Source organism: Cognatiyoonia koreensis (assembly GCF_900109295.1).
In the GTDB taxonomy this organism is placed as follows: domain Bacteria; phylum Pseudomonadota; class Alphaproteobacteria; order Rhodobacterales; family Rhodobacteraceae; genus Cognatiyoonia; species Cognatiyoonia koreensis.
Map to the genome: position 1 here is coordinate 1,419,596 of NZ_FOIZ01000001.1, position 18,810 is coordinate 1,438,405.

General features: G+C 58.0%; 18 protein-coding genes. 14 read left to right on the forward strand and 4 right to left on the reverse strand.

The window, feature by feature from the left end; all coding sequences use genetic code 11:
• The first annotated feature begins 112 nt into the window (after positions 1 to 112).
• Positions 113 to 781 (forward strand): response regulator transcription factor, encoded by a 669-nt coding sequence (locus tag BMY44_RS07060; protein WP_089992065.1) that lies wholly within the window; start codon positions 113 to 115, stop codon positions 779 to 781.
• Complete coding sequence (locus BMY44_RS07065; RefSeq protein ID WP_089992067.1) at positions 778 to 2,148, forward strand: sensor histidine kinase; 1,371 nt, start codon at positions 778 to 780, stop codon at positions 2,146 to 2,148. The genes BMY44_RS07060 and BMY44_RS07065 overlap by 4 nt, the downstream gene beginning before the upstream one ends.
• Here the strand turns inward: BMY44_RS07065 and BMY44_RS07070 are convergent.
• Positions 2,145 to 3,059, reverse strand: coding sequence for a LysR family transcriptional regulator (locus BMY44_RS07070; RefSeq protein ID WP_165611798.1), 915 nt, complete (start codon positions 3,057 to 3,059; stop codon positions 2,145 to 2,147). The two genes, BMY44_RS07065 and BMY44_RS07070, sit on opposite strands and share 4 nt — an antisense overlap.
• A 152-nt stretch (positions 3,060 to 3,211) precedes the next feature.
• Between BMY44_RS07070 and BMY44_RS07075 the strand changes: the two genes are divergently transcribed.
• Genes BMY44_RS07075 through BMY44_RS07095 form a run of 5 tightly spaced genes read left to right on the forward strand, consistent with a single transcriptional unit; the run spans position 3,212 to position 8,001 of the window.
• On the forward strand, positions 3,212 to 4,261 hold the full coding sequence (locus tag BMY44_RS07075; RefSeq protein ID WP_089992074.1) for an ABC transporter substrate-binding protein: 1,050 nt from the start codon (positions 3,212 to 3,214) through the stop codon (positions 4,259 to 4,261).
• Between the two features lie 54 nt (positions 4,262 to 4,315).
• A complete protein-coding gene (locus BMY44_RS07080; protein WP_165611799.1) occupies positions 4,316 to 5,281 on the forward strand; it encodes an ABC transporter ATP-binding protein in 966 nt (321 codons plus the stop codon).
• Positions 5,278 to 6,123, forward strand: a complete 846-nt coding sequence (locus BMY44_RS07085) for an ABC transporter permease (protein ID WP_131801584.1) — start codon at positions 5,278 to 5,280, stop codon at positions 6,121 to 6,123. The genes BMY44_RS07080 and BMY44_RS07085 overlap by 4 nt, the downstream gene beginning before the upstream one ends.
• On the forward strand, positions 6,120 to 6,902 hold the full coding sequence (locus BMY44_RS07090) for an ABC transporter permease (protein WP_089992080.1): 783 nt from the start codon (positions 6,120 to 6,122) through the stop codon (positions 6,900 to 6,902). The genes BMY44_RS07085 and BMY44_RS07090 overlap by 4 nt, the downstream gene beginning before the upstream one ends.
• A gap of 1 nt (position 6,903) precedes the next feature.
• On the forward strand, positions 6,904 to 8,001 hold the full coding sequence (locus BMY44_RS07095) for a DUF917 domain-containing protein (RefSeq protein WP_089992085.1): 1,098 nt from the start codon (positions 6,904 to 6,906) through the stop codon (positions 7,999 to 8,001).
• A gap of 559 nt (positions 8,002 to 8,560) precedes the next feature.
• On the opposite strand, the gene BMY44_RS07100 is transcribed toward BMY44_RS07095, so the two are convergent.
• Positions 8,561 to 10,618 (reverse strand): OmpA family protein, encoded by a 2,058-nt coding sequence (locus BMY44_RS07100; protein WP_089992088.1) that lies wholly within the window; start codon positions 10,616 to 10,618, stop codon positions 8,561 to 8,563.
• A 397-nt stretch (positions 10,619 to 11,015) separates the two neighbouring features.
• On the opposite strand from BMY44_RS07100, the gene BMY44_RS07110 reads away from it, so the two are divergent.
• From BMY44_RS07110 to BMY44_RS07120, 3 genes are all read left to right on the forward strand, one after another.
• A complete protein-coding gene (locus BMY44_RS07110) occupies positions 11,016 to 11,702 on the forward strand; it encodes a D-lyxose/D-mannose family sugar isomerase (protein WP_089992098.1) in 687 nt (228 codons plus the stop codon).
• Positions 11,703 to 11,730: 28 nt separating this feature from the next.
• On the forward strand, positions 11,731 to 12,837 hold the full coding sequence (locus BMY44_RS07115; RefSeq protein ID WP_089992101.1) for a THUMP domain-containing class I SAM-dependent RNA methyltransferase: 1,107 nt from the start codon (positions 11,731 to 11,733) through the stop codon (positions 12,835 to 12,837).
• Positions 12,838 to 13,000: 163 nt separating this feature from the next.
• Positions 13,001 to 13,606: a L,D-transpeptidase gene (locus BMY44_RS07120; protein WP_089992102.1), complete on the forward strand. Its 606-nt coding sequence runs from the start codon at positions 13,001 to 13,003 to the stop codon at positions 13,604 to 13,606.
• Between the two features lie 39 nt (positions 13,607 to 13,645).
• Here the strand turns inward: BMY44_RS07120 and BMY44_RS07125 are convergent, their stop codons facing one another.
• Positions 13,646 to 14,734: a Gfo/Idh/MocA family protein gene (locus BMY44_RS07125; protein WP_089992105.1), complete on the reverse strand. Its 1,089-nt coding sequence runs from the start codon at positions 14,732 to 14,734 to the stop codon at positions 13,646 to 13,648.
• Between the two features lie 5 nt (positions 14,735 to 14,739).
• The gene (locus tag BMY44_RS07130) at positions 14,740 to 15,444 is read right to left on the reverse strand and encodes a GntR family transcriptional regulator (protein ID WP_089992107.1); all 705 of its coding nucleotides are present in this window, start codon (positions 15,442 to 15,444) and stop codon (positions 14,740 to 14,742) included.
• 96 nt (positions 15,445 to 15,540) lie between these two features.
• Between BMY44_RS07130 and BMY44_RS07135 the strand changes: the two genes are divergently transcribed.
• The 4 genes from BMY44_RS07135 to BMY44_RS07150 all read left to right on the forward strand — a co-directional run bounded on the left by BMY44_RS07135 (position 15,541) and on the right by BMY44_RS07150 (position 18,809).
• Positions 15,541 to 16,701, forward strand: coding sequence for an LLM class flavin-dependent oxidoreductase (locus BMY44_RS07135; protein ID WP_089992110.1), 1,161 nt, complete (start codon positions 15,541 to 15,543; stop codon positions 16,699 to 16,701).
• Positions 16,698 to 17,591: an aldo/keto reductase gene (locus tag BMY44_RS07140; protein WP_089992112.1), complete on the forward strand. Its 894-nt coding sequence runs from the start codon at positions 16,698 to 16,700 to the stop codon at positions 17,589 to 17,591. Before BMY44_RS07135 ends, BMY44_RS07140 begins: the two co-directional genes overlap by 4 nt.
• Complete coding sequence (locus tag BMY44_RS07145; protein WP_207510487.1) at positions 17,591 to 18,094, forward strand: flavin reductase family protein; 504 nt, start codon at positions 17,591 to 17,593, stop codon at positions 18,092 to 18,094. The genes BMY44_RS07140 and BMY44_RS07145 overlap by 1 nt, the downstream gene beginning before the upstream one ends.
• A gap of 121 nt (positions 18,095 to 18,215) precedes the next feature.
• Positions 18,216 to 18,809 (forward strand): TRAP transporter small permease, encoded by a 594-nt coding sequence (locus BMY44_RS07150; RefSeq protein ID WP_089992115.1) that lies wholly within the window; start codon positions 18,216 to 18,218, stop codon positions 18,807 to 18,809.
• Position 18,810: the final 1 nt, after the last annotated feature.

The window sequence follows — 18,810 nt, forward strand, 5'->3', positions numbered from 1 at the left end:
CGGCCCTGAAAATAGAATCACAAAGCCCCCTCAAGGCTTCTTGATGCGCAGACTGTGCAGTGTCATCCTTGCGTGAACCTTGCATCCCGCGTTTTTCTTGAAAGGGTACGTCGTGCACATTGTTGTCGTGGAAGACAATATCTCGGTTGCTAAGGGAATTCGCTATTACCTGCAGGACATCGGCCATGCCGTTGATGTGCTGGACGATGGGGCCGATGCCGATGCCTTCTTGCGTCAGGATGAAGCCGATCTGATTGTGTTGGATATCAACCTGCCGACAATGGACGGGCTATGCGTTCTGCGCGAAATGCGCGCGCGCAACGACAATAGACCGGTCCTGTTACTGACCGCCCGCGCTGAAACCGAAGACAAGATCACCGGCCTTGATGCAGGGGCCGATGACTACCTCAGCAAACCTTTCGAGATGGCAGAATTCGGTGCCCGCATCCGCGCCCTGTCGCGCCGGGTGGGCGAACGCCCGATGAAGGTTGCCACGATTGGCCCCCTGCGATTTGATAAAACCGCACGAATGGTTGCAGGTCCGGATGGGCCTTTGAATATCCCCCGTCGCGAGGTCGCGCTGTTCGAACGGCTGTTGTCAGCGGATGGCCGTATCGTTTCAAAGCAGGTGCTGCTTGACAGCCTCTATGGCACCGGCGCGGATGTCGATGAACCGGTGGTCGAGGTTTACGTATCGCGATTACGCAAACGCTTGCGCCCCTTTGGTGTGCAGATCGTTGTCAAACGCGGGTTGGGATATCTGATGCGGATGACTCCATGAACAACAGCCTGTCCCTGCGCGGACGACTGACCCTTGTGATCCTGCTCCCCTTGATCCTGATCGCGACGATCATCGGCGCATGGGCCTATTTCGACGCTCAGAAAACAGCGGCCGAACGTTTTGATCGTTCGCTGCTGTCGACCACCCTTGCGATCTCGCGCGATACTGCGGTTTCAGGCGGCGATGCACTCAGCGAGGAAACCCGTGACCTTTTGCGCGACACGTCTGGCGGCGCCGTCTTCTACCATGTCTATGCCCCTGATGGCGTGTTTGTGACGGGCTATGCCACCCCGCCCGTGCCACCAGAGCAGGTTCCGGTGGATGCAACGCAAACCTATTACGATGCCGTTTATCAAGGTGCCCCCGTACGCGCCCTGCGCTTTGCGCAAAGCACGTCGATTGACGGTCTGACGGGGCTGTTCACCTTTACAGTCTGGCAAAACACGGCTGTGCGGGACGGGTTCGTGCGCACCCGAACGGGGCCGGTATTTCTGATCATCGCGTCAATGATCGGTGCGCTTGCCATCATCGTCTGGTTTGGCGTGGGCCGTGGCCTTGCCCCCTTGATTGATCTGGAAGACGCCATCGCGCGCCGCTCGGTGACGGACCTGTCGCCGATTAAGCGGCGCATTCCGCAAGAGGTGACAGGCATTGTCGGCCGCTTCAATGATCTAGTGGACGAACTTTCGCGCGCGCTGGAAGCCAAGAACGCCTTTATTTCGGACGCGGCACACCAGCTGCGCAATCCAATCGCCGGGGTGCTCAGCCTTGCGGAGTCTGTTTCAAACGCCAAATCGCTGGATGACGCACACGCCCGTGCGGCTGACCTGCAAGAGGCCGCACGCGACGCTGGGCAGTTAGCCAATAACCTGCTGACCCTCGATCGCGCGCAAGCCAGTCCGATACCCGGTACCGATACGCCTTTCGATCCGCGCGATATCCTGCTGGATATATCCCACAGAAGCGCGGCCCGCGCTGTCGAAGCAGGCATCGCTTTGCACACTGATCTGGCCACCGCTCCTGTCCAGTTGCGTGGCGATCCGGTAATGTTTGAACAGGCCGTCCTGAATATCATCAATAACGCCATTGTTCATGGTGGCCCGAAATTATCTCAAGTCCTGCTGACCTCGCGTATTGAGGACACCATGTTGGTGGTGATCGTCAGCGATGACGGGAAAGGCATTGCAGAGGCCGATTTCGACCGCGCCCGAAGCCGCTTTAGCCAGGTCGGCCCCAGTGCTGGGTCCGGGTTGGGCCTGCCGATCGCCGCCGCAGTGGTCGACTCCTTCAACGGGGAAATCGAATTGGCGCGGGAAGGCCACCGCTTTCAGGTCACGCTCAGCTTTCCAGTTCAACGCGAACTCTAGATCGCCAGCGACTTCAACACCTGCCAGACGCGATCCACCGTGGGATCATTGGCATCGGACTGCAAACGCAATGCATGAAAGTCGGAAACGATCACGTCGTTCAGCGGGGCCAATGCAACCAGTTGCCCGTCCTTCACCCATGGGGCGGCGTAGTGATCTGGCAAAAGCCCCACATGGCTACCCGACAGCGCCAGATAGGCGGTCAACTCGATGGTATCTTGCGCAACCCCTTCCGAATGATCCAGAAGCATTGGTTCAAGATCATCATCTATCGGATTGAACACAAAGCTGTGGGCTGAAATTTCGGAAGCGGCGAGAGTGGATTTCAAAATCTCAGGATCGGACATCCCGGCGCAAGCGTGATCGGGGCTGCAATAAAGACTGCTGACTTCACGATAAAGCGGAAAGGCTTCGGCTTCGTTTGGGATACGCTCATTCCCCGCAATCCCGACGATTGCGATATCAAGCCGATGGGCACGAAGCTCTTCAAGGCAGGCCAAAAAGTCAAAGATCCCGATGTTGATCTTCAAGTCGGGCATATCGGCACGAAGTTCCCGCAGAACCCCGATCAGCGGGTTGTTCGGGTCGGTGACCGTTGAATCAACCACCCCGATGCGGATTTGCTGCGTGGCAGGCACCCCTATCGCGTTCAGCCGGGCCGCAGCCGCATCAATCTGATCCAAAAGCGTGGTGACTTCTTCCAAGACCTGTTCGCCCGCACCAGTCAGCGCAAAGCCCTTTGGCCCCCGGTCGCACAAACGCAGCCCCAGCCGATCTTCCAGCTTGGCAATCTGCGCGCTGATCGCGGGCTGGGAAATACCCAGCACACCTTGCGCTTTGCCAAAACCACCCGCCTCGGCCACCGCCTGAAAGACGCGCAGTAGGCGCAGATCAATGTCCGAAAGTTTCACAGCCGTTCGTCCCCGTTGTTCTTTCCTATAAAGGCAGCGCGGGCATAGCATGTCGACAGGGTTATGCAGTCATAACCCATTCTGTATGGTTTCGCCGCATTGGCGGTCCTAGCATTTCACCAAGTCGCAAAAAAACCAACGGGAGAACATCCATGGGGACGAAGACCACATTATCCACCACCGCCGGCATCATATTGGGCCTGACAAGTTCGGCTTGGGCCGAAGAACTGACTGTCAGCGCTTGGGGCGGTTTTTTTGAAGAAACACTCGCCGCCGAGATTTATCCGCTCTTCACCGCCGAAACCGGGATCGAGGTAAAATCGATTGCTCAGCCTGAAGATTCCACCTGGATGACCCAATTGATGGCCGCCGCCCGCGCCAAGCAGGCGCCCGCCGATTTATCGCTGGTCGTGGATGAGGTTTTGTTCCGTGGCAATGAAGTTGGCCTCTGGGCCGAGCTTTCACCTGCAAACATGCCAAGCACCGAAGGTCTGTCAGACGGCTACGTAAAGCTGAACTATGCGGGCAATGCCTATGCTGTGGGGGCGCTCGCCTTTTACACGACCTTTGTGACCAACACCAACTACGCTCCCGACGCGCCAGAAAGCTGGGCCGAGCTTTGGGAACCAAAGTGGGATGGCAAGCTGGGCATCGTGACGACACCCAATTCAGGCCTGTTGGAAGTGACCGCAACGACATTTTTTGACGGCGTAGAAATCCTCGAGACACGCGAAGGCATCGAACAGGTGATCGCCAAGATCGGCGAACTCAAGCCTCAGGTCAGCCTGTGGTATCGCGATGAGGGACAGTTCCAGCAGTCGCTTGAAAGCGGAGAGCTGAACGCAGGCCTCTACTATCATGACGTGACCATGCTTTCGATCTGGGATGGTCTGCCCGTCGCATCGACATTTCCCAAGGAAGGCGGGATCGTTTCGGACGCGTATTGGGTCGTGCCGCGCGACTCTGAAAATATCGCTGCCGCCGAGAAGTTCCTTGATTTCATGAGCCGCCCGGAAACGCAGGCCCTGATGTCGCGCACGATGGGCACTTTCCCGGTTGTGCCACGTGAAAGCACAGACCTGACGGACGAAGAATTTGCCGCCGTGGGCAGCGACATCACCCCGATCCGTGTGCAGACCCACATTCACCTGCGCGAAGGTGACTGGCTGGAAACCAAGTATCAGGAAATGATCGCGCAATAACAATCATCGCGGCGGGGCGTTCGCGCCCTGCCGCAACTTCCACAGGGGCAAACCATGGCTGCATTGACCATCACCAATCTGCGAAAGTCCTTCGGCACGTTTGAAGCGCTGAAAGACATTTCCATTGCGGTTGAGGATGGTGAATTCATCTGTCTGCTTGGCGGCTCCGGCTGTGGCAAGACGACCCTTTTGCGCCTGATCGCAGGGCTTGAGATCCATGATGAAGGCGATATCCGTTTGGGCGGCAAGGACCTGACCCAAGTCCCCTGCCACAAGCGCAATATCGGCATGGTCTTTCAGTCCCTCGCCCTGTTTCCGCATCTGAATGTCGGGGCCAATGTGGCCTATGGGATGCGCCTGCGCGGCACTTCGGCCGATGCTGCAGCGACTGAAGTTGATCGCCTGCTCGACATGGTTGGCTTGGCTGGATTGGCGGATCGCGCGATCACCGCCCTGTCCGGCGGGCAGCGCCAGCGCGTTGCCATTGCACGCGCCTTGGCGCTGAAACCGGCAGTATTCCTGATGGACGAACCGTTCTCAGCCCTTGATGCGGGCCTGCGCGACCAGATGCAGAAAGAGGTGAAAAGCATCCAACGTGAATTTGGCGTGACAACAGTTTTCGTGACGCATGATCAACGCGAAGCAATGGCATTGGCCGACCGCATCGTGGTGATGAACGGCGGAAAGATCGAACAGGCGGCAAGCCCGGAAGACCTCTATTCGCGCCCCGCAACGCGCTTTGTGGCGGAATTTATCGGCATCAATAATATCATCGCCCGTGACGGCCAGCCCCCGATTGCGGTGCGCCCCGAAGCGATCTCTCTTGCGGCCACTGGCACTGGGCCGCAGGGACAGATCATTCGCCAGCGCCGCCTTGGTGCCTTGTTGGAACGTGAAATCCGGATCGGCGACCAGACGCTCCACCAAAGCGAAATCGCCGGATCCGGTGGTAGTTTTGATGATGGGGCCAGAGTGACTTTATCCTGGGACACCGCCAAAGCATGGGCCCTGCCCGCATGATACGCCCGCCGTCATATGGACCACGTCTGATCGGCGGGCTGGCTTTTGGCGTCATGGCGGTGTTCTTTTTGATCCCGCTGATCTTCATGATCATCGTCAGCTTTTATCAGCCCGACCCAATGGGGTTCTACAAAGTCGATTTTGTTTGGGAAAACTACGGAAAGTTCTTTTCCAGCTTCTACTACACCGTTTCGTTCCGCTCGCTCTATTCATCTGCCCTCGGCGCGGTGCTCGTCGTCGCGCTTGCATTCCCGTTGGTGCTGTTCGTCACGGACCTGACCCGGCGCTGGCAGTTGTTCTGGATCATCTTGCTCTTGTCCTTGATGTGCTTAAGCGAAGTGATTATCGGGTTCGCCTGGCTGATCCTGATGTCTGAAAGCGCTGGTGTTCCGCGGCTTCTGGAATGGTCTGGGCTTTGGGCAAATCCGCGATCCCTGTCTCCCAGCTTTGGGGCGATGATGATCGGCCTTGTTTTCCTTGGCTTTTCAATTGTTGCGCTGATCCTCTACCCGTCCATCGCACGGCGCGACCGCAGCATTGAAGAGGCCGCAGTGACCCTTGGCACTCCGCCATCGCTGGTATTTTTCAAGGTACTGCTGCCCACCTTCCGCACCAGCCTCGTGTCGGTCACGCTGACCATGTTTGTGTACCTTTTGGGCGTCTTTGTCATGCCAACCATGCTGGGCCGCCCCCAGGATTGGACGATGACGGTCATCATCAGTGACAAAGCGCTCGGCGATGCGAACCTGCCGTTGGGGGCGGCACTGGCGGTCGTTATGCTGATTGTGACGATCATCGTCCTCATCGCTTCCGCCCTGCTGACGCGCGGGCGCAAAACATGAGAAGGCTTTACCTCTGGTTCATCGCCGTCATGCTCATCGCGCCATTCATTGTCGTGCTCGGCGTATCGGTTGGTGAATCCAAAAACATCGCCTTCCCGCCCGCTGCGCTGTCGGCTGCGTGGTACAGCGAACTGCTGACCGAGGCAGAATGGCTGGCCGCCATAGGCCGCTCGCTGCTGATTGCAGTAATTGCAGGGGTGATCGCCACCACGCTGGCGCTGGCCATCAATTACGTCCTCTGGCGGACAGGATCAGGCTTTGCCAAGGCGACCTTTGCGCTTGGCCTTGGCCCCTTCCTGCTGCCCCCGATCATTCTGGCACTTGGGGCCAGCCTGTTCTGGGCCGAAGTCGGCTGGTACGGGCGGATAGAGGCAACCATCGTTTCGCACGGGGTCTTCTTTGTGACCTTGCCACTGGTCATCATCGCGCGCGGCTTTGCCGCCCTCACGGACGAGGTGATCGAGGCCGCGCAGATGATGGGGGCAACCTCAGCGCAAGTATTTCGCACCATCGTCCTGCCCCTGATCGCACCTTACGTGTTCACGGGCTTTGCACTCGTCGCGATAATCAGCGTGAACGAATACCTGATCGCCAATATGATTTCAGGTTTCGTGGTCGAAACGCTGCCGATCAAGATCTTCAACAACGTGCGCTATGGCTACTCGCCCGTCGTCGCAGCGGCATCGATGCTTTTCGTTGCCCTCACCGTCACAATCCTGCTGGTCCTGTCGCGGATCACAGATCTTGTCGCCCTTTTCGGAACATCCAAGGACAGCTGATATGCAAACGCTCACGCGGCAAAATCTCGAAGACCTTCTGCTGGGGGCCGTCATCCTAGGTGCAGGCGGCGGCGGTGAGATCGCCGAGGGGCGCGCCATGATCGATATAGCACTTGCTGCAGGCAAGACGTTTGATCTGGTCAGCATTGATGAAGTACCCGACGATGCAGTGATCTGCACCCCCTACTTGCTGGGGTCGATTACGCCGATCAATGCCGAAGAAGAAGCGCTTTACACCGGTCTGGCAGAAAGCGACGTCAATCCGTTGCTCCAAGCCTACGCCGAATTCCAGGATCATCTTGGAACCGAATTCTATGGCACCACCCCGTGTGAGCTTGGCGGCTCCAACACAGCGGCTGCCTTTTTCCCCGCCGCCATGCATGGACACAAGATTATCGACGCTGACCCCGCAGGGCGCGCGGTCCCCGAGATCACGCATTCCACCTATTATCTGGCGGGGCTTCCAGCGGCACCGATCTATGCGGTCAACCCGTTCGGTGAATCCTTTCTGATCGACAGGGTCAAGGACGATCAGCGGGCCGAAACCCTGGTAAGGGCGATTAGCCAGGTCAGCCGCAATACAGTCGCCGCAATCGACCATGCCTTGCCTATGCGCCAGTTGCGCGATGTCCTTATACCCGGCACGATTTCCAAAGCGATGCGCTTGGGCGAAGTCTGCCGCCAAGCCATTGGGCGTGGCGAAAACTCAGCAAAGGCGATCGCGACTGCGGGCGACGGCGCTGTGGTATTCACAGGGACAGTTTCATCGGTGACCTACAAGACAGATCAAGGGTTCACGATCGGGGAAATGACCTTAACAAGCGGCACACAAAGCATGAAAATCAGTATCAAGAACGAGAACATGGCCTGCTGGTTGAACGGAAAAACGCTTGCGACTGTGCCCGATCTTATATGCCTGTTTGATACAGAAACCGGCCAGCCGGTTGCCAATCCCGACGTCGTCAGCGGGCAAGGCATTGCCGTCGTCGTCCTTCCTGCCCCCATCCAGTTTACATCGCCCCAAGGCCTGTCAATCTTTGGCCCGAAGTACGCAGGCATCAATAGCCCGTTCACGTCTCCACTGGAAATCTCTGGCTAACAAAGGGGCGTCCTTCCGAAATCCGGTCGGCAAGGCTCTCAATCAAGGCTAGTGAGTGACGCAAATCGCTGCCGAAATGAATGCGGGAACAGACCCCATTGCGCGTGCGCATTGAATGTCCTGTACAGCAAACGACGCAATGATTTCAACGCCAGCCACTCTCCATCCCACGGTGCTTTTAACAAACGAGTACAATAGGTTAGCCCGCCACATACAAGCCAAAGTACGATGCGGTGGATAATCAATAAACCACGACAGCATTCACCACGGAACTCTACAAATGACTTTCACGATAAAGCAACTGTCGCTCGTTGCTATCATGCTCGTTTTAGGTGGGTGCAAAAACGAAAGCCAAGATCTCAGTGTTCGCAATTCTGTTTATGTGCAGTCAGATGGCAAGACCGCCTACCGCCTTTGATTCACATGCACGCGGTTACAATCAGTTAAACATAATGGGAGTTGCCGACCCACGCCCAAACTATTCCAGCCCAATCTTCCAGACGGAAAAAAGGGGCCTCAAAACAAGAGGCCCCTTTTTCAATTCCGCTCTGATCGTCCGTTAGGAGCGGTTCAGCAGACGCGTGATATTGCGAACCGACGCTCTGCGATTGGCGCGCTCGTCCGTCAGCACAGGAACCTTCAGATCGGTTTCACCATAGCCTTGGGTGATCAGGTTCTGTGGTGGGACCCCGAAATACTCGGTCAATGCCAATGCAACGGTCTCTGCGCGGCGATCTGACAGTGACAGGTTATAGCTCGCGCTTCCGACGGCATCAGTGTGACCTTCCACCAAAAAGACAGCCTGCGGATTTTTCTGAATGATACTGACCATTGATCGGCCGAGCGCGCGCAGTTCTTCGGCTTGCCCAGGGTCAATCGCGGCGCTTCCGGTTGCGAACGTAATCTGGTCCAGCTCAACTTCCGGGGCCAGATTACGGACACGCTTGAAATCGCGAATTTGCTGCAAAGAGAACGTGCGGCTGACATCCGCAATCAATGCGGCTTGCAACGCTTCCATCAATGCATCTTCGTCGGACGTATCGACTGCGCGCGCAGTCTGTTTCACGTCTGCGGCCGGTAGCTCGTCAAAGGCAATCGGGTCAACAGCCTGTGTGTCGTCGAAAAGCACGATCTCTGTCCCGTCTTGCGCGCGGATCAACGTCCGCCGCAGAACCGTGCCATCGTTTGCGCGGACAGTAATGATCTGGCTGCCATCTTCATAAGTCAGGACAGAGCGCGTTGATCCATCTTGGAATGTTTGCGTCTGCACCTGGGCACCGGGTCTGCGCAACAGTTCATCATCGTTTTTCAGAACACGCAGTTCACCGTCACGTTCAATAATGACGCGATCGCCAGAGTTGGAAACGACTTGGTCACCGTTGTTCAGAACGGACCCAACGACCGCGGCTCCAAGTCCCAACAGCAACGCCTTTTCAAAATTAGAGAGGCCCTCTTCGTCATCATCGGCCTCGGTGGCTTGCGTATCGCCGACAGCCGCTGTTTCAAAATCTTCGTCGCTGCGGCGGACATCTGTTTCTGTAACAACTTCCGTTTCGACCTCAGCTTCTGCTGCTTCGGCCGCGTCACTGTCATCACCAGCCGCTGCTGCAGGCGGGGTGTTTGCCGCTTCGCTTTCCCGTTCCTGGTTCAGCGCCTGGCGTTCTTCGTCAGTCAGCTGCTCGCCGCCAGCTTCGCCGGCACCTTCTACAACTTCGGCAGTCTGCGTGTCGTCGGCCTCTGCTGTCTCCGAAGCGTCGCCGTCGGTCATCTCCGCTTCGTCGTCAGCGACCGCTTCTTCTGCAGGCGCGGTCTCGGTAACGGCTTGTTCATCCGCGTCACCTTCTGCATCGGCTGTATCTGCCTCTACGTCCTGCTCGGCTGACTCAGCTTCAGGTTCTGCCTCGCTCGCGCTCTCTTCAGCTTCGGCACCTTCCGCGGGCATCTCTGTCACCTCATCGGTTTCGGCCTCGCTTTCGGTTTCCGCGTCCGGTTCAACTACGGCTTCAGCCTCTGCGTCCGGTGCAGCTTCGGCTTCGGCTTCAGCTTCAGCTTCCACTTCAGCCTCGGATTCAGCTTCCACTTCGGCTTCAGTTTCTACCTCCGCCTCTGTTTCCGGTTCCGCTCCTACCTCGGCTTCAGTTTCCACCTCCGCTTCGGCTTCCGTTTCCGCTCCTACCTCGGCTTCAGTTTCCACCTCCGCTTCGGCTTCCGTTTCCGCTTCAGCCTCTGCTTCCGGTTCAGCCTCTGCCTCTACCTCAGCATCAGCCTCCGGTGCGACGTCTTGCGGGACAAGGTCAACGCTTTCATCAAGGACAGGCAATTGCGACTGCAGTTCAGCGGGCGCATTGGCCAAGGCTGTCCCAAGGTCTTCGCCACCAGCTTCCAGCGCGCTTTGTACCGCAGTCGCGTCACAACTTCCAAAATCATCACTCGGCGCACCCGCGTCGAGATACGTCAAAAGTGCCTCGGACAGCATTTGCGCATCCGCCACCTCGGTTCCATCAGGTGCAACGCAGGGAAAGCTCTCAGCTGTGTCTTGTGCCCAAATCGGCGCAGGGGCGGAGATAGACAGGCAAGCAGCAATTGCCGTCGTCATCTTGAAGTTTTTCTGGGACATGGGTGCTCTCTTCATTTCGTTGAACTGTCAGCAGTCACCAGAGAAACCCGAAACGCTCCCAATAGTTCCAGCTTGCAAGACATAAATTCACCAAATGCATGGTCCGGTCCCGGCAGACGCCCAGACCGGAAAACCGGCAATGAATGCCTGAACCATTCCATCCATTATTGGAGGCACCGATCCGCAAACGTTCTAACCGGCGCGCCATTCGGAATGGTACGCATCGCCTGTGGTGCTGCGCTGCTCAGATGGTACCTTCACTGACCGAATCCCCAGTGCGAGACTTTCACGCGCGGCACCTGCCCTCAAAATTCACGCTCACCCGTGCCATCTTTATCGACAAGGGATGCGATCCAGACTACGCCGATGGCGCAATCAGCACGAAAGGGATCATTTCATGAAACGCTCGCGTATAAACGACATCATGGCCGCAGCCGATGATCTGATCCGGTCACACGGCTTTACCCTGCCACCATTCGCCTATTGGACACCATCCGAATTCAAATCACAGGCGCAATCGGCGCGCCACGTCATCGACGCGCGTTGCGGGTGGGACATTACCGATTACGGCGCGGGCGACTTCGATACGATGGGGCTGTTTCTGTTCACGCTGCGCAATGGTTTGCTTGCCGATCTGCAGCGCGGCGGCGGCATGTGCTACGCCGAAAAACTGCTGATCTCGCGGCAGGACCAACTCAGCCCGATGCACACGCACGTGATCAAGGCCGAGGACATCATCAATCGTGGCGGGGCGACGCTGGTGATCGAACTCTACGGGTCCGATGATGCGGGCCAATTTTCCGAAGACAAAGGCGGCACGGTCTGGATCGACGGGATCCAACGCGACTACACGCCCGGCGAAAAACTCAAACTGGCACCGGGCGAAAGCGTGACACTGCGCCCTGGCGACTGGCATGCTTTCTGGGGCGAAGGCGGTGATGTGCTGATCGGAGAGGTCTCGACGGTCAACGACGATGAAACCGACAACATCTTCCGCGAACCCATCGGGCGTTTTGCAAACGTCGAAGAAGACACAGACCCGACGCACCTGCTGGTCAGCGATTACGCAAACTGGCTCAAATAGCCCGAAAAATAGGTCTGAACCTCCGCCCATGAAACCACTCAACATCTTCCTGGCGACCGCCCCCGGCTTCGAGGACATGCTCGAAGCCGAAGCACGCGACCTTGGTCTGACAGGAGCAAGCGCGGTAGCGGGTGGCGTGACGTTCGCCGGTCACTGGCCCGCGATTTGGCGGGCGAACTATTACCTGCGCGGTGCCACGCGGGTTCTGGTCCAGATCGGCAAATTCCGCGTGTTCCATCTGGATGAACTCGAACGGCTGGCCATGGAATTCCCGTGGGACACGACGTTCAAGCCCGACAGTGAAATCGGGCTCGACTTCACGACCAAGTCATCCAAGGTGAACAACATCAGCGCGATCAGCCAGCGGTTGGCCAAAGCGCTGCGCGCGACGGTGGGTGTGTCAGTGGATGAAAAGGCCCCCGTCACACTGCGGGTGCGGATCGACAACAACGTCTGCATGCTGTCCGTCGATACGTCAGGTGATCCGCTCCATATCCGCGGGCACAAGCAATTCGTCGGCAAAGCCCCGATGCGCGAAAGCCTCGCCGCGCTGATGCTGCGCAAATGCGGCTACGATGGCAGCGAACTGGTGGTCGATCCGATGTGCGGCTCGGGGACCTTCCCGATCGAAGCGGCCGAAATCGCACGCAACCTCGCCCCCGGACGGTCGCGCGACTTTGCGTTCCAACATCTTGCAACGTTCCAACCCGACCGCTTTGCGGCAATCAAGGAAGACCGCCCAGCGCGCGACACGGACCTGCACTTTTATGGCAGCGACAGGGACGCGGGTGGCGTCAAAGGGGCCGGCGAAAACGCAGCCCGCGCCGGTGTGGACGACATCATCACCTTCGCGCACCACGCAATCAGCGATCTGCAACGACCGGCCGGAAAACCCGGACTGGTCATGGTCAACCCGCCCTATGGCGGACGGATCGGCAACAAGAAACAGCTATTCGCGCTCTATGGCGCGTTGGGCAAAACGCTGCGCGGCGGCTTTTCCGGATGGCGGGTCGGGCTTGTCACGTCAGAGTCCGGATTGGCCAAGGTGACAGAACTGCCCTGGCAGAAGAATCGCCTGACATTTCCACATGGCGGGATGCGGGTGACACTCTCCCAGACCGGGCCATTGCCATAGGCAAAGGGTGAATTGGTGGGAAATTCCCCCTTGAAACATCGAATAACCTGACCAAACTGCAACAAACCTGCCAAAAACCCCCGCCGTGACGTGATCGTGAATTGATCTGGTCAGCGGGTCTATGGTGCTAAAGGTTAACTTTCGCTGCTCGAAGATTGAAATCATGACACTGACACGCCGCCATTTCATACAGACGGGGCTGGCCGCCGGCCTGCTTCCGATTGCAACAACCGCTTCTGCTGTGCAGCTGCCCGCACATCTGATGCCAAAAGTCGTGGACGTCGCAGGACGTATCCCACAAGGCCAGATCGAGGTTTATCCCGACGAATTCCACCTCTATTTCGGCATCTACGAAGGCCGTGCGATCCGCTATGGGGTCGGCGTAGGTCGTGCCAACCTTTACGAACCCGGCAACTTTACGGTCGACCGCAAACAGGAATGGCCCGACTGGCGCCCGACGGATGCGATGATCGAACGTGAACCGGAAAAGTACGAACAATACGCGGACGGTGTGCCCGGCGGCCCTGAAAACCCGCTCGGCGCGCGGGCGCTTTATCTGCAATATCCAAACGGACGCGATTCATATCTACGTATCCATGGCACCACGGCACCGCGCACAATCGGGTCCGCCGTGTCCAACGGCTGCGCACGTCTGGTGAACGAACATATCGAAGACCTCTACCGCCGCGTGCCAATCGGAACACCCGTGATCCTGCACCAAAAAGGTATCGCCAGCGGATTGTTCCAAACGGTCGAACAGCCAGCCTGATTGCAGTCTGCGGGTCCGGCAGACCCGTTTCCACGACAGCTACAACAAAACTGCCTGACCAGTGGCCGCACTTTCCTGTGCGGCCATTCCCATTTTCACAGCCTTCGCCCCATCAGTCACCGTCACTTCGACAACGCCTTCGCCACGCACCACAGCATTGAACCGCTGGTGCTGATAAAAGGTCGATCCATTGTGATCGCCTGCAGCAAGCAGCGTCGGATCAACGGGAATTTCACTGCGCATCGGCCCCTTTGGCGCACGCGGTGAGATAACCAGATGCGGAACCGGCGGATCACCCAATAGCTTGGGCCAAAACCGCCCCGGTCCCGGTACAAAAGCCTCGATCTTGCCTTTGGGTCCGACGGCGGAAATCTCTTCCTGATATTCGGCACCTTCCGCGAACATGCACAGTTCCAGCATGGCCCGCGTGCCATTGTCGAAATCAATGATGACATAGCCGTGGTCCCAGATATCAGGGGCCTCATCGTTGTAACGTTCCTCAAGGTGATTGAACCCCTGCCCGGCAGTCGCCATCACCCGCAATGGTTCGGCTTTCAGGATCAAACGCATCAGATCGAAGAAATGACAGCACTTCTCGACCAGTGTGCCGCCAGTTTTGGCATTGAACCGGTTCCAGTCCCCGATCTTGGGCAGAAACGGAAAGCGATGTTCACGCACGGTCAGCATCTTGATGCCGCCGGTTGCCTGCTCCGCCTGACTGATCAGCGCCGCGACAGGTGGCATATAGCGATATTCCATCGCGACCCAGACAGGGTGCGGATAGTCTTTAAACAATGCCTCAACAACAGGTGCATCTGCGGGATCGGTATAAAGCGGCTTCTCACACAGGATCGGCAATGGACGACACGCGACGATCTGGCGAAGCTGCGACACATGCAGATAATTCGGGCTGACGATGACCCAGGCATCTACATCCGGATAAGCCAGCATTTCCTCGAAACTTTCAGCGACATGGGCCTCGCCTGCAAGGGTCGCAGCACTCTCGGCCAGTTCGCGCAATGGATCATAGACGACAGACACCGTGCCATGTGACAAAAGATTGATATTCTGGATATGCTCGCGACCCATCATGCCGCATCCGATCAATCCATACTTGACGTTTTCCAACCTTGTTAGCCTTTTCCCATGCGCGAAACATAGCGCGCCTTGTCCATATCAAACCAAGTGCGTGAATATTCGACAGCATCACCGGCACTCGTGCGACCGATCCGCTCGATATAGCCCACCGACGCGCCTGCGGTTTGTCCAAACCTGCCGTCCGCCCAGTCGGGCGTCTCTGCCACGCCGATCCTGTCTACAACGCTCGCAATCACCACTCCCAGCTTCTCGCGGTAATAAAGGTAAAGACTGTCAGACAAGTCAGCCTTCGTGATGACGTTGCGCAAGCCACCGTCAAGCCAGATTTCCTCCAATGCAACGACATCCGCATCCAGGCGGCGCAACCGGCGAATCCGGTGACCTTCCGCACTTGGGCCGAAATCGGGCGCGTTTGGTTTGGGTAGACGCTCGACAGACAAAACCTCTGCCGTCGGCAGGCCACCGCCCGCGAACCGTTCAAGACGAAAGAACGCATAAACGGAATCAACTTCCGGCTTGTGGCGAACATAATTGCCAGACCCCTGCACGCGCTCAAGCAGTCCTTTCGTTTCCAAATCACCAAGGGATTTGCGCAATGTGCCGACAGCAATTCCAAGATCAGCAGCTAACTCCCGCTCGGGCGGCAGACGGGCTCCATCCGCAAAATGACCCGCCGCAATTTCGCGGATCAAACGCTCTGAGATCTGGATGTATTTTGGCAGTGGCTGGGATTCCGACATCGCGTCGCCCTCCCTTGCGCCGCTGAATTGATACAGGATTGTTATAGCGCTAACAGCGTGCTACGCAATACGGACGAACAGATTCTTGGGGGAAGAATGGAACAGGTTGTCCCTGTCACCAGCGCCGATCTCGACGGTGCCGAAGTCAGCTGGTTCTCAGCACTATGTTCGGACGACTACCAGTTCCTTGGCGTGCCCGACCCTGACCTGCGCAGCAGTTGGGATCACTGCAGAAACATCGCACTCGAAGCTGAAAAGCAGGGCTTTCGCAACATCCTCGCCCCCTCCTCCTACCAGGTCGGACAAGACACGCTGTCATTTGTGGCCGGCATGGCACCGCTGACCGAAAAGATGAACTTCCTCGCCGCGATCCGCTGTGGCGAGATGCAGCCAATCATGCTGGCGCGCACCGTGGCAACACTTGACCACATGCTCAAGGGGCGGCTGACGCTGAACGTCATTTCAAGTGATTTCCCCGGCGAGGTGGCGGAAAGCAAATTCCGCTACAAACGCAGCCACGAAGTGGTGGAAATCCTGCGCCAGGCGTGGACACGGGACGAAATCACGCACCACGGCGAGGTTTATTCCTTTAACAAGGTGCCGACCGCCCCTGCCAAGCCCTACCAGCAAAACGGCGGTCCCCTGCTCTATTTCGGCGGCTACTCGCCCGATGCACTCGAACTCTGCGGGGCGCAATGCGACGTCTACCTGATGTGGCCGGAAACGCAGGACCAACTGGCCGAACGCATGAAGGCCGTGCACGCCCGGGCCCAGGCGCACAATCGCACGCTCGATTACGGGCTGCGGGTGCACATGATCGTGCGCGACACCGAAGCCGAAGCCAAGGAATACGCCGACTACATCGCCTCCAGGCTGGACGACGAATACGGCAAGCTGATCCGCGACCGCGCGCATGACAGCATCAGCCTTGGTGTCGCCCACCAGGCCCGCGCCCGCGAACTTGCTGACCAGTTCGGCTATACCGAGCCGGGCCTCTGGACAGGCGTCGGGCGCGCCCGCTCGGGTTGCGGGGCGGCACTTGTCGGATCGACAGACCAGATCCTGAGCAAAATCGAGACCTATCAAAAGATGGGCATCCGTGCTTTCATCTTCTCGGGCTACCCGCACATCGACGAATGCAAACACTTCGGGGCAAAGGTCATGCCCCATCTCAAGACAGTCTCACTGCCACACGCCTACGGACGCGTGCCTGCAGAAACACCACCAACACCCCTCGGCACAGGACCGCGCACGTGAACCGGATCAACATTACCAAAGACCTCTCCTTCAGCCGCATCATCTACGGAATGTGGCGGCTCGCCGAAGCAGCAGACACATCCCCCGCCCATGTACAGGCCAAGATCGAAGCCTGCTTGGAACAGGGCATCACAACGATGGATCAGGCGGATATCTACGGCGGCTACATGGCTGAAGAAGTTATGGGGGCCGCATTGAAAGCCGCGCCTGCGCTGAAAGATAAAATCGAAGTCGTCACCAAATGCGACATCCTGATCCCCGCTGGGCGCTATGCGGACACAGCACGGGTGAAATACTACGATACCACAGCCGCACATATCTCGGCCTCCATTGACCATTCACTCCGGCTGATGAACATCGACAGGATCGATACGCTGCTGATCCACCGGCCCGACCCGCTCATGGACCACCACGAAACCGGCAAGGCACTTGATGCAGCGGTGGCCTCTGGCAAGGTCCGCAGCATCGGCGTGTCGAACTTCAAATTGCACGACTGGACCTTGCTGCAATCGTCGATGGACACAGCCCTCATCACAAACCAGATCGAACTCAGCCTCTCGGCACATCAGGGATTTACCAACGGCGATGTGGCCTACCTGCAGGAACGCGGCATCCCGATCATGGCCTGGTCACCACTCGGTGGGGGCACGCTGATGACCGGTGCCGGTGAGACACAGAACGCCATGGCAAAGATGGCCGACAAGCACGGCACGACACCCGACGCAATCGCAATTGCCTGGCTCCTGGCCCATCCTGCACAGATCATGCCGGTCATGGGCACGAACGATCTCGCCCGGATCAAAACCCTGTCCGCCGCAAGCAAGGTCACACTCGACCGGCAGGACTGGTACGAACTCTACACCGCAGCCCTTGGCCACGAGGTTCCATAATGGACGCAGGCACAATCGCCACTTTCGACCCCAGCACCGACAGCGAAAGTTTTCGCGGGGCGCTGGGTACCTTCGTGACAGGTGTGACAATCGTCACGACCGACAGCCCGGAAGGACCGGTCGCTATCGTCGCCAACAGTTTCGCCAGCGTGTCGCTCGACCCGCCGCTCGTGCTCTGGTCACCGGCCAAGGCATCGCGACGGTTCGAACATTTTGCCGGTTCACGCCGGTTCGCGGTGCATGTGCTGGCGGCGGAACAACGCGACATCTGCGCAGCGATCATCAAATCCAAGACGGCAATCAAGAAAGTGCCGATGCATCTGTCGCATTGCGGAATGCCGATCATCGAAGGCGCACTTGCCGCGTTCGAATGCAATCTCGAAGCGACACATGATGCAGGCGACCACGTCATCGTGGTCGGGCGGGTCACCAAGGCGCATCACCGCCCCGGCAACCCACTCGTGTTCCATGCCGGAAAATACGGAGAATTCAACGCAACCTGATCCCATCATCTTGCCCGAAATACTCCGGGGGAGGCGCATAGCGCCGGGGGCAGCGCCCCAAACACAATAAAGAGAAAAGCGGGCAAAGCCCGCACCGCATCATAGCAAGGGAGGAGCCGCAGTGTCGGTCTTGCTAACAGTCCTGAAGCCACTCGAGTGGCTGAACACGCAGCTGCTGACCATGGGCAAGGTCATTGCCGTGGCTGCACTTGCAATCATGGTCTGCCTGATCCTCGCGCAGGTGTTCTTCCGCTACGTGATCGGCGACGCGCTCAACTGGACAGAAGAAGCGGCACGCTTCGGGATGCTCTGGCTGACAGGGTTGATGGCCCCGCTGGCGTTCCGCCAGGGCGGGTTCGTCTCGATCGATATGCTCGAACGCGCCCTGCCCCGCGTCCTTTCAGCCATTCTCACCTTGGTGCTGTTGTCGATCTCAATGGCCGTCCTGATCGTTGCCTGGGACAAGGGCCTGAACAACCACGTGGACAGCCTGTCAGGACGGGGCAACTCATCGACGCTGCGCATTCCGCTGGAACTGATCGGCGGCGAAAACATCCGTTTCAAGAACCAGTGGCAGTATGCATCGCTCTGGGTCGGGATCAATCTGCTGATCCTCGTGAACATCGAACTGATCCTGCGCCAGTTCATCACGCTGCTGGGCGGTGGCGACAAGCTGACCCGGCTGTCCACGTCCCAAGTCGTAGGAGCTGACTGAT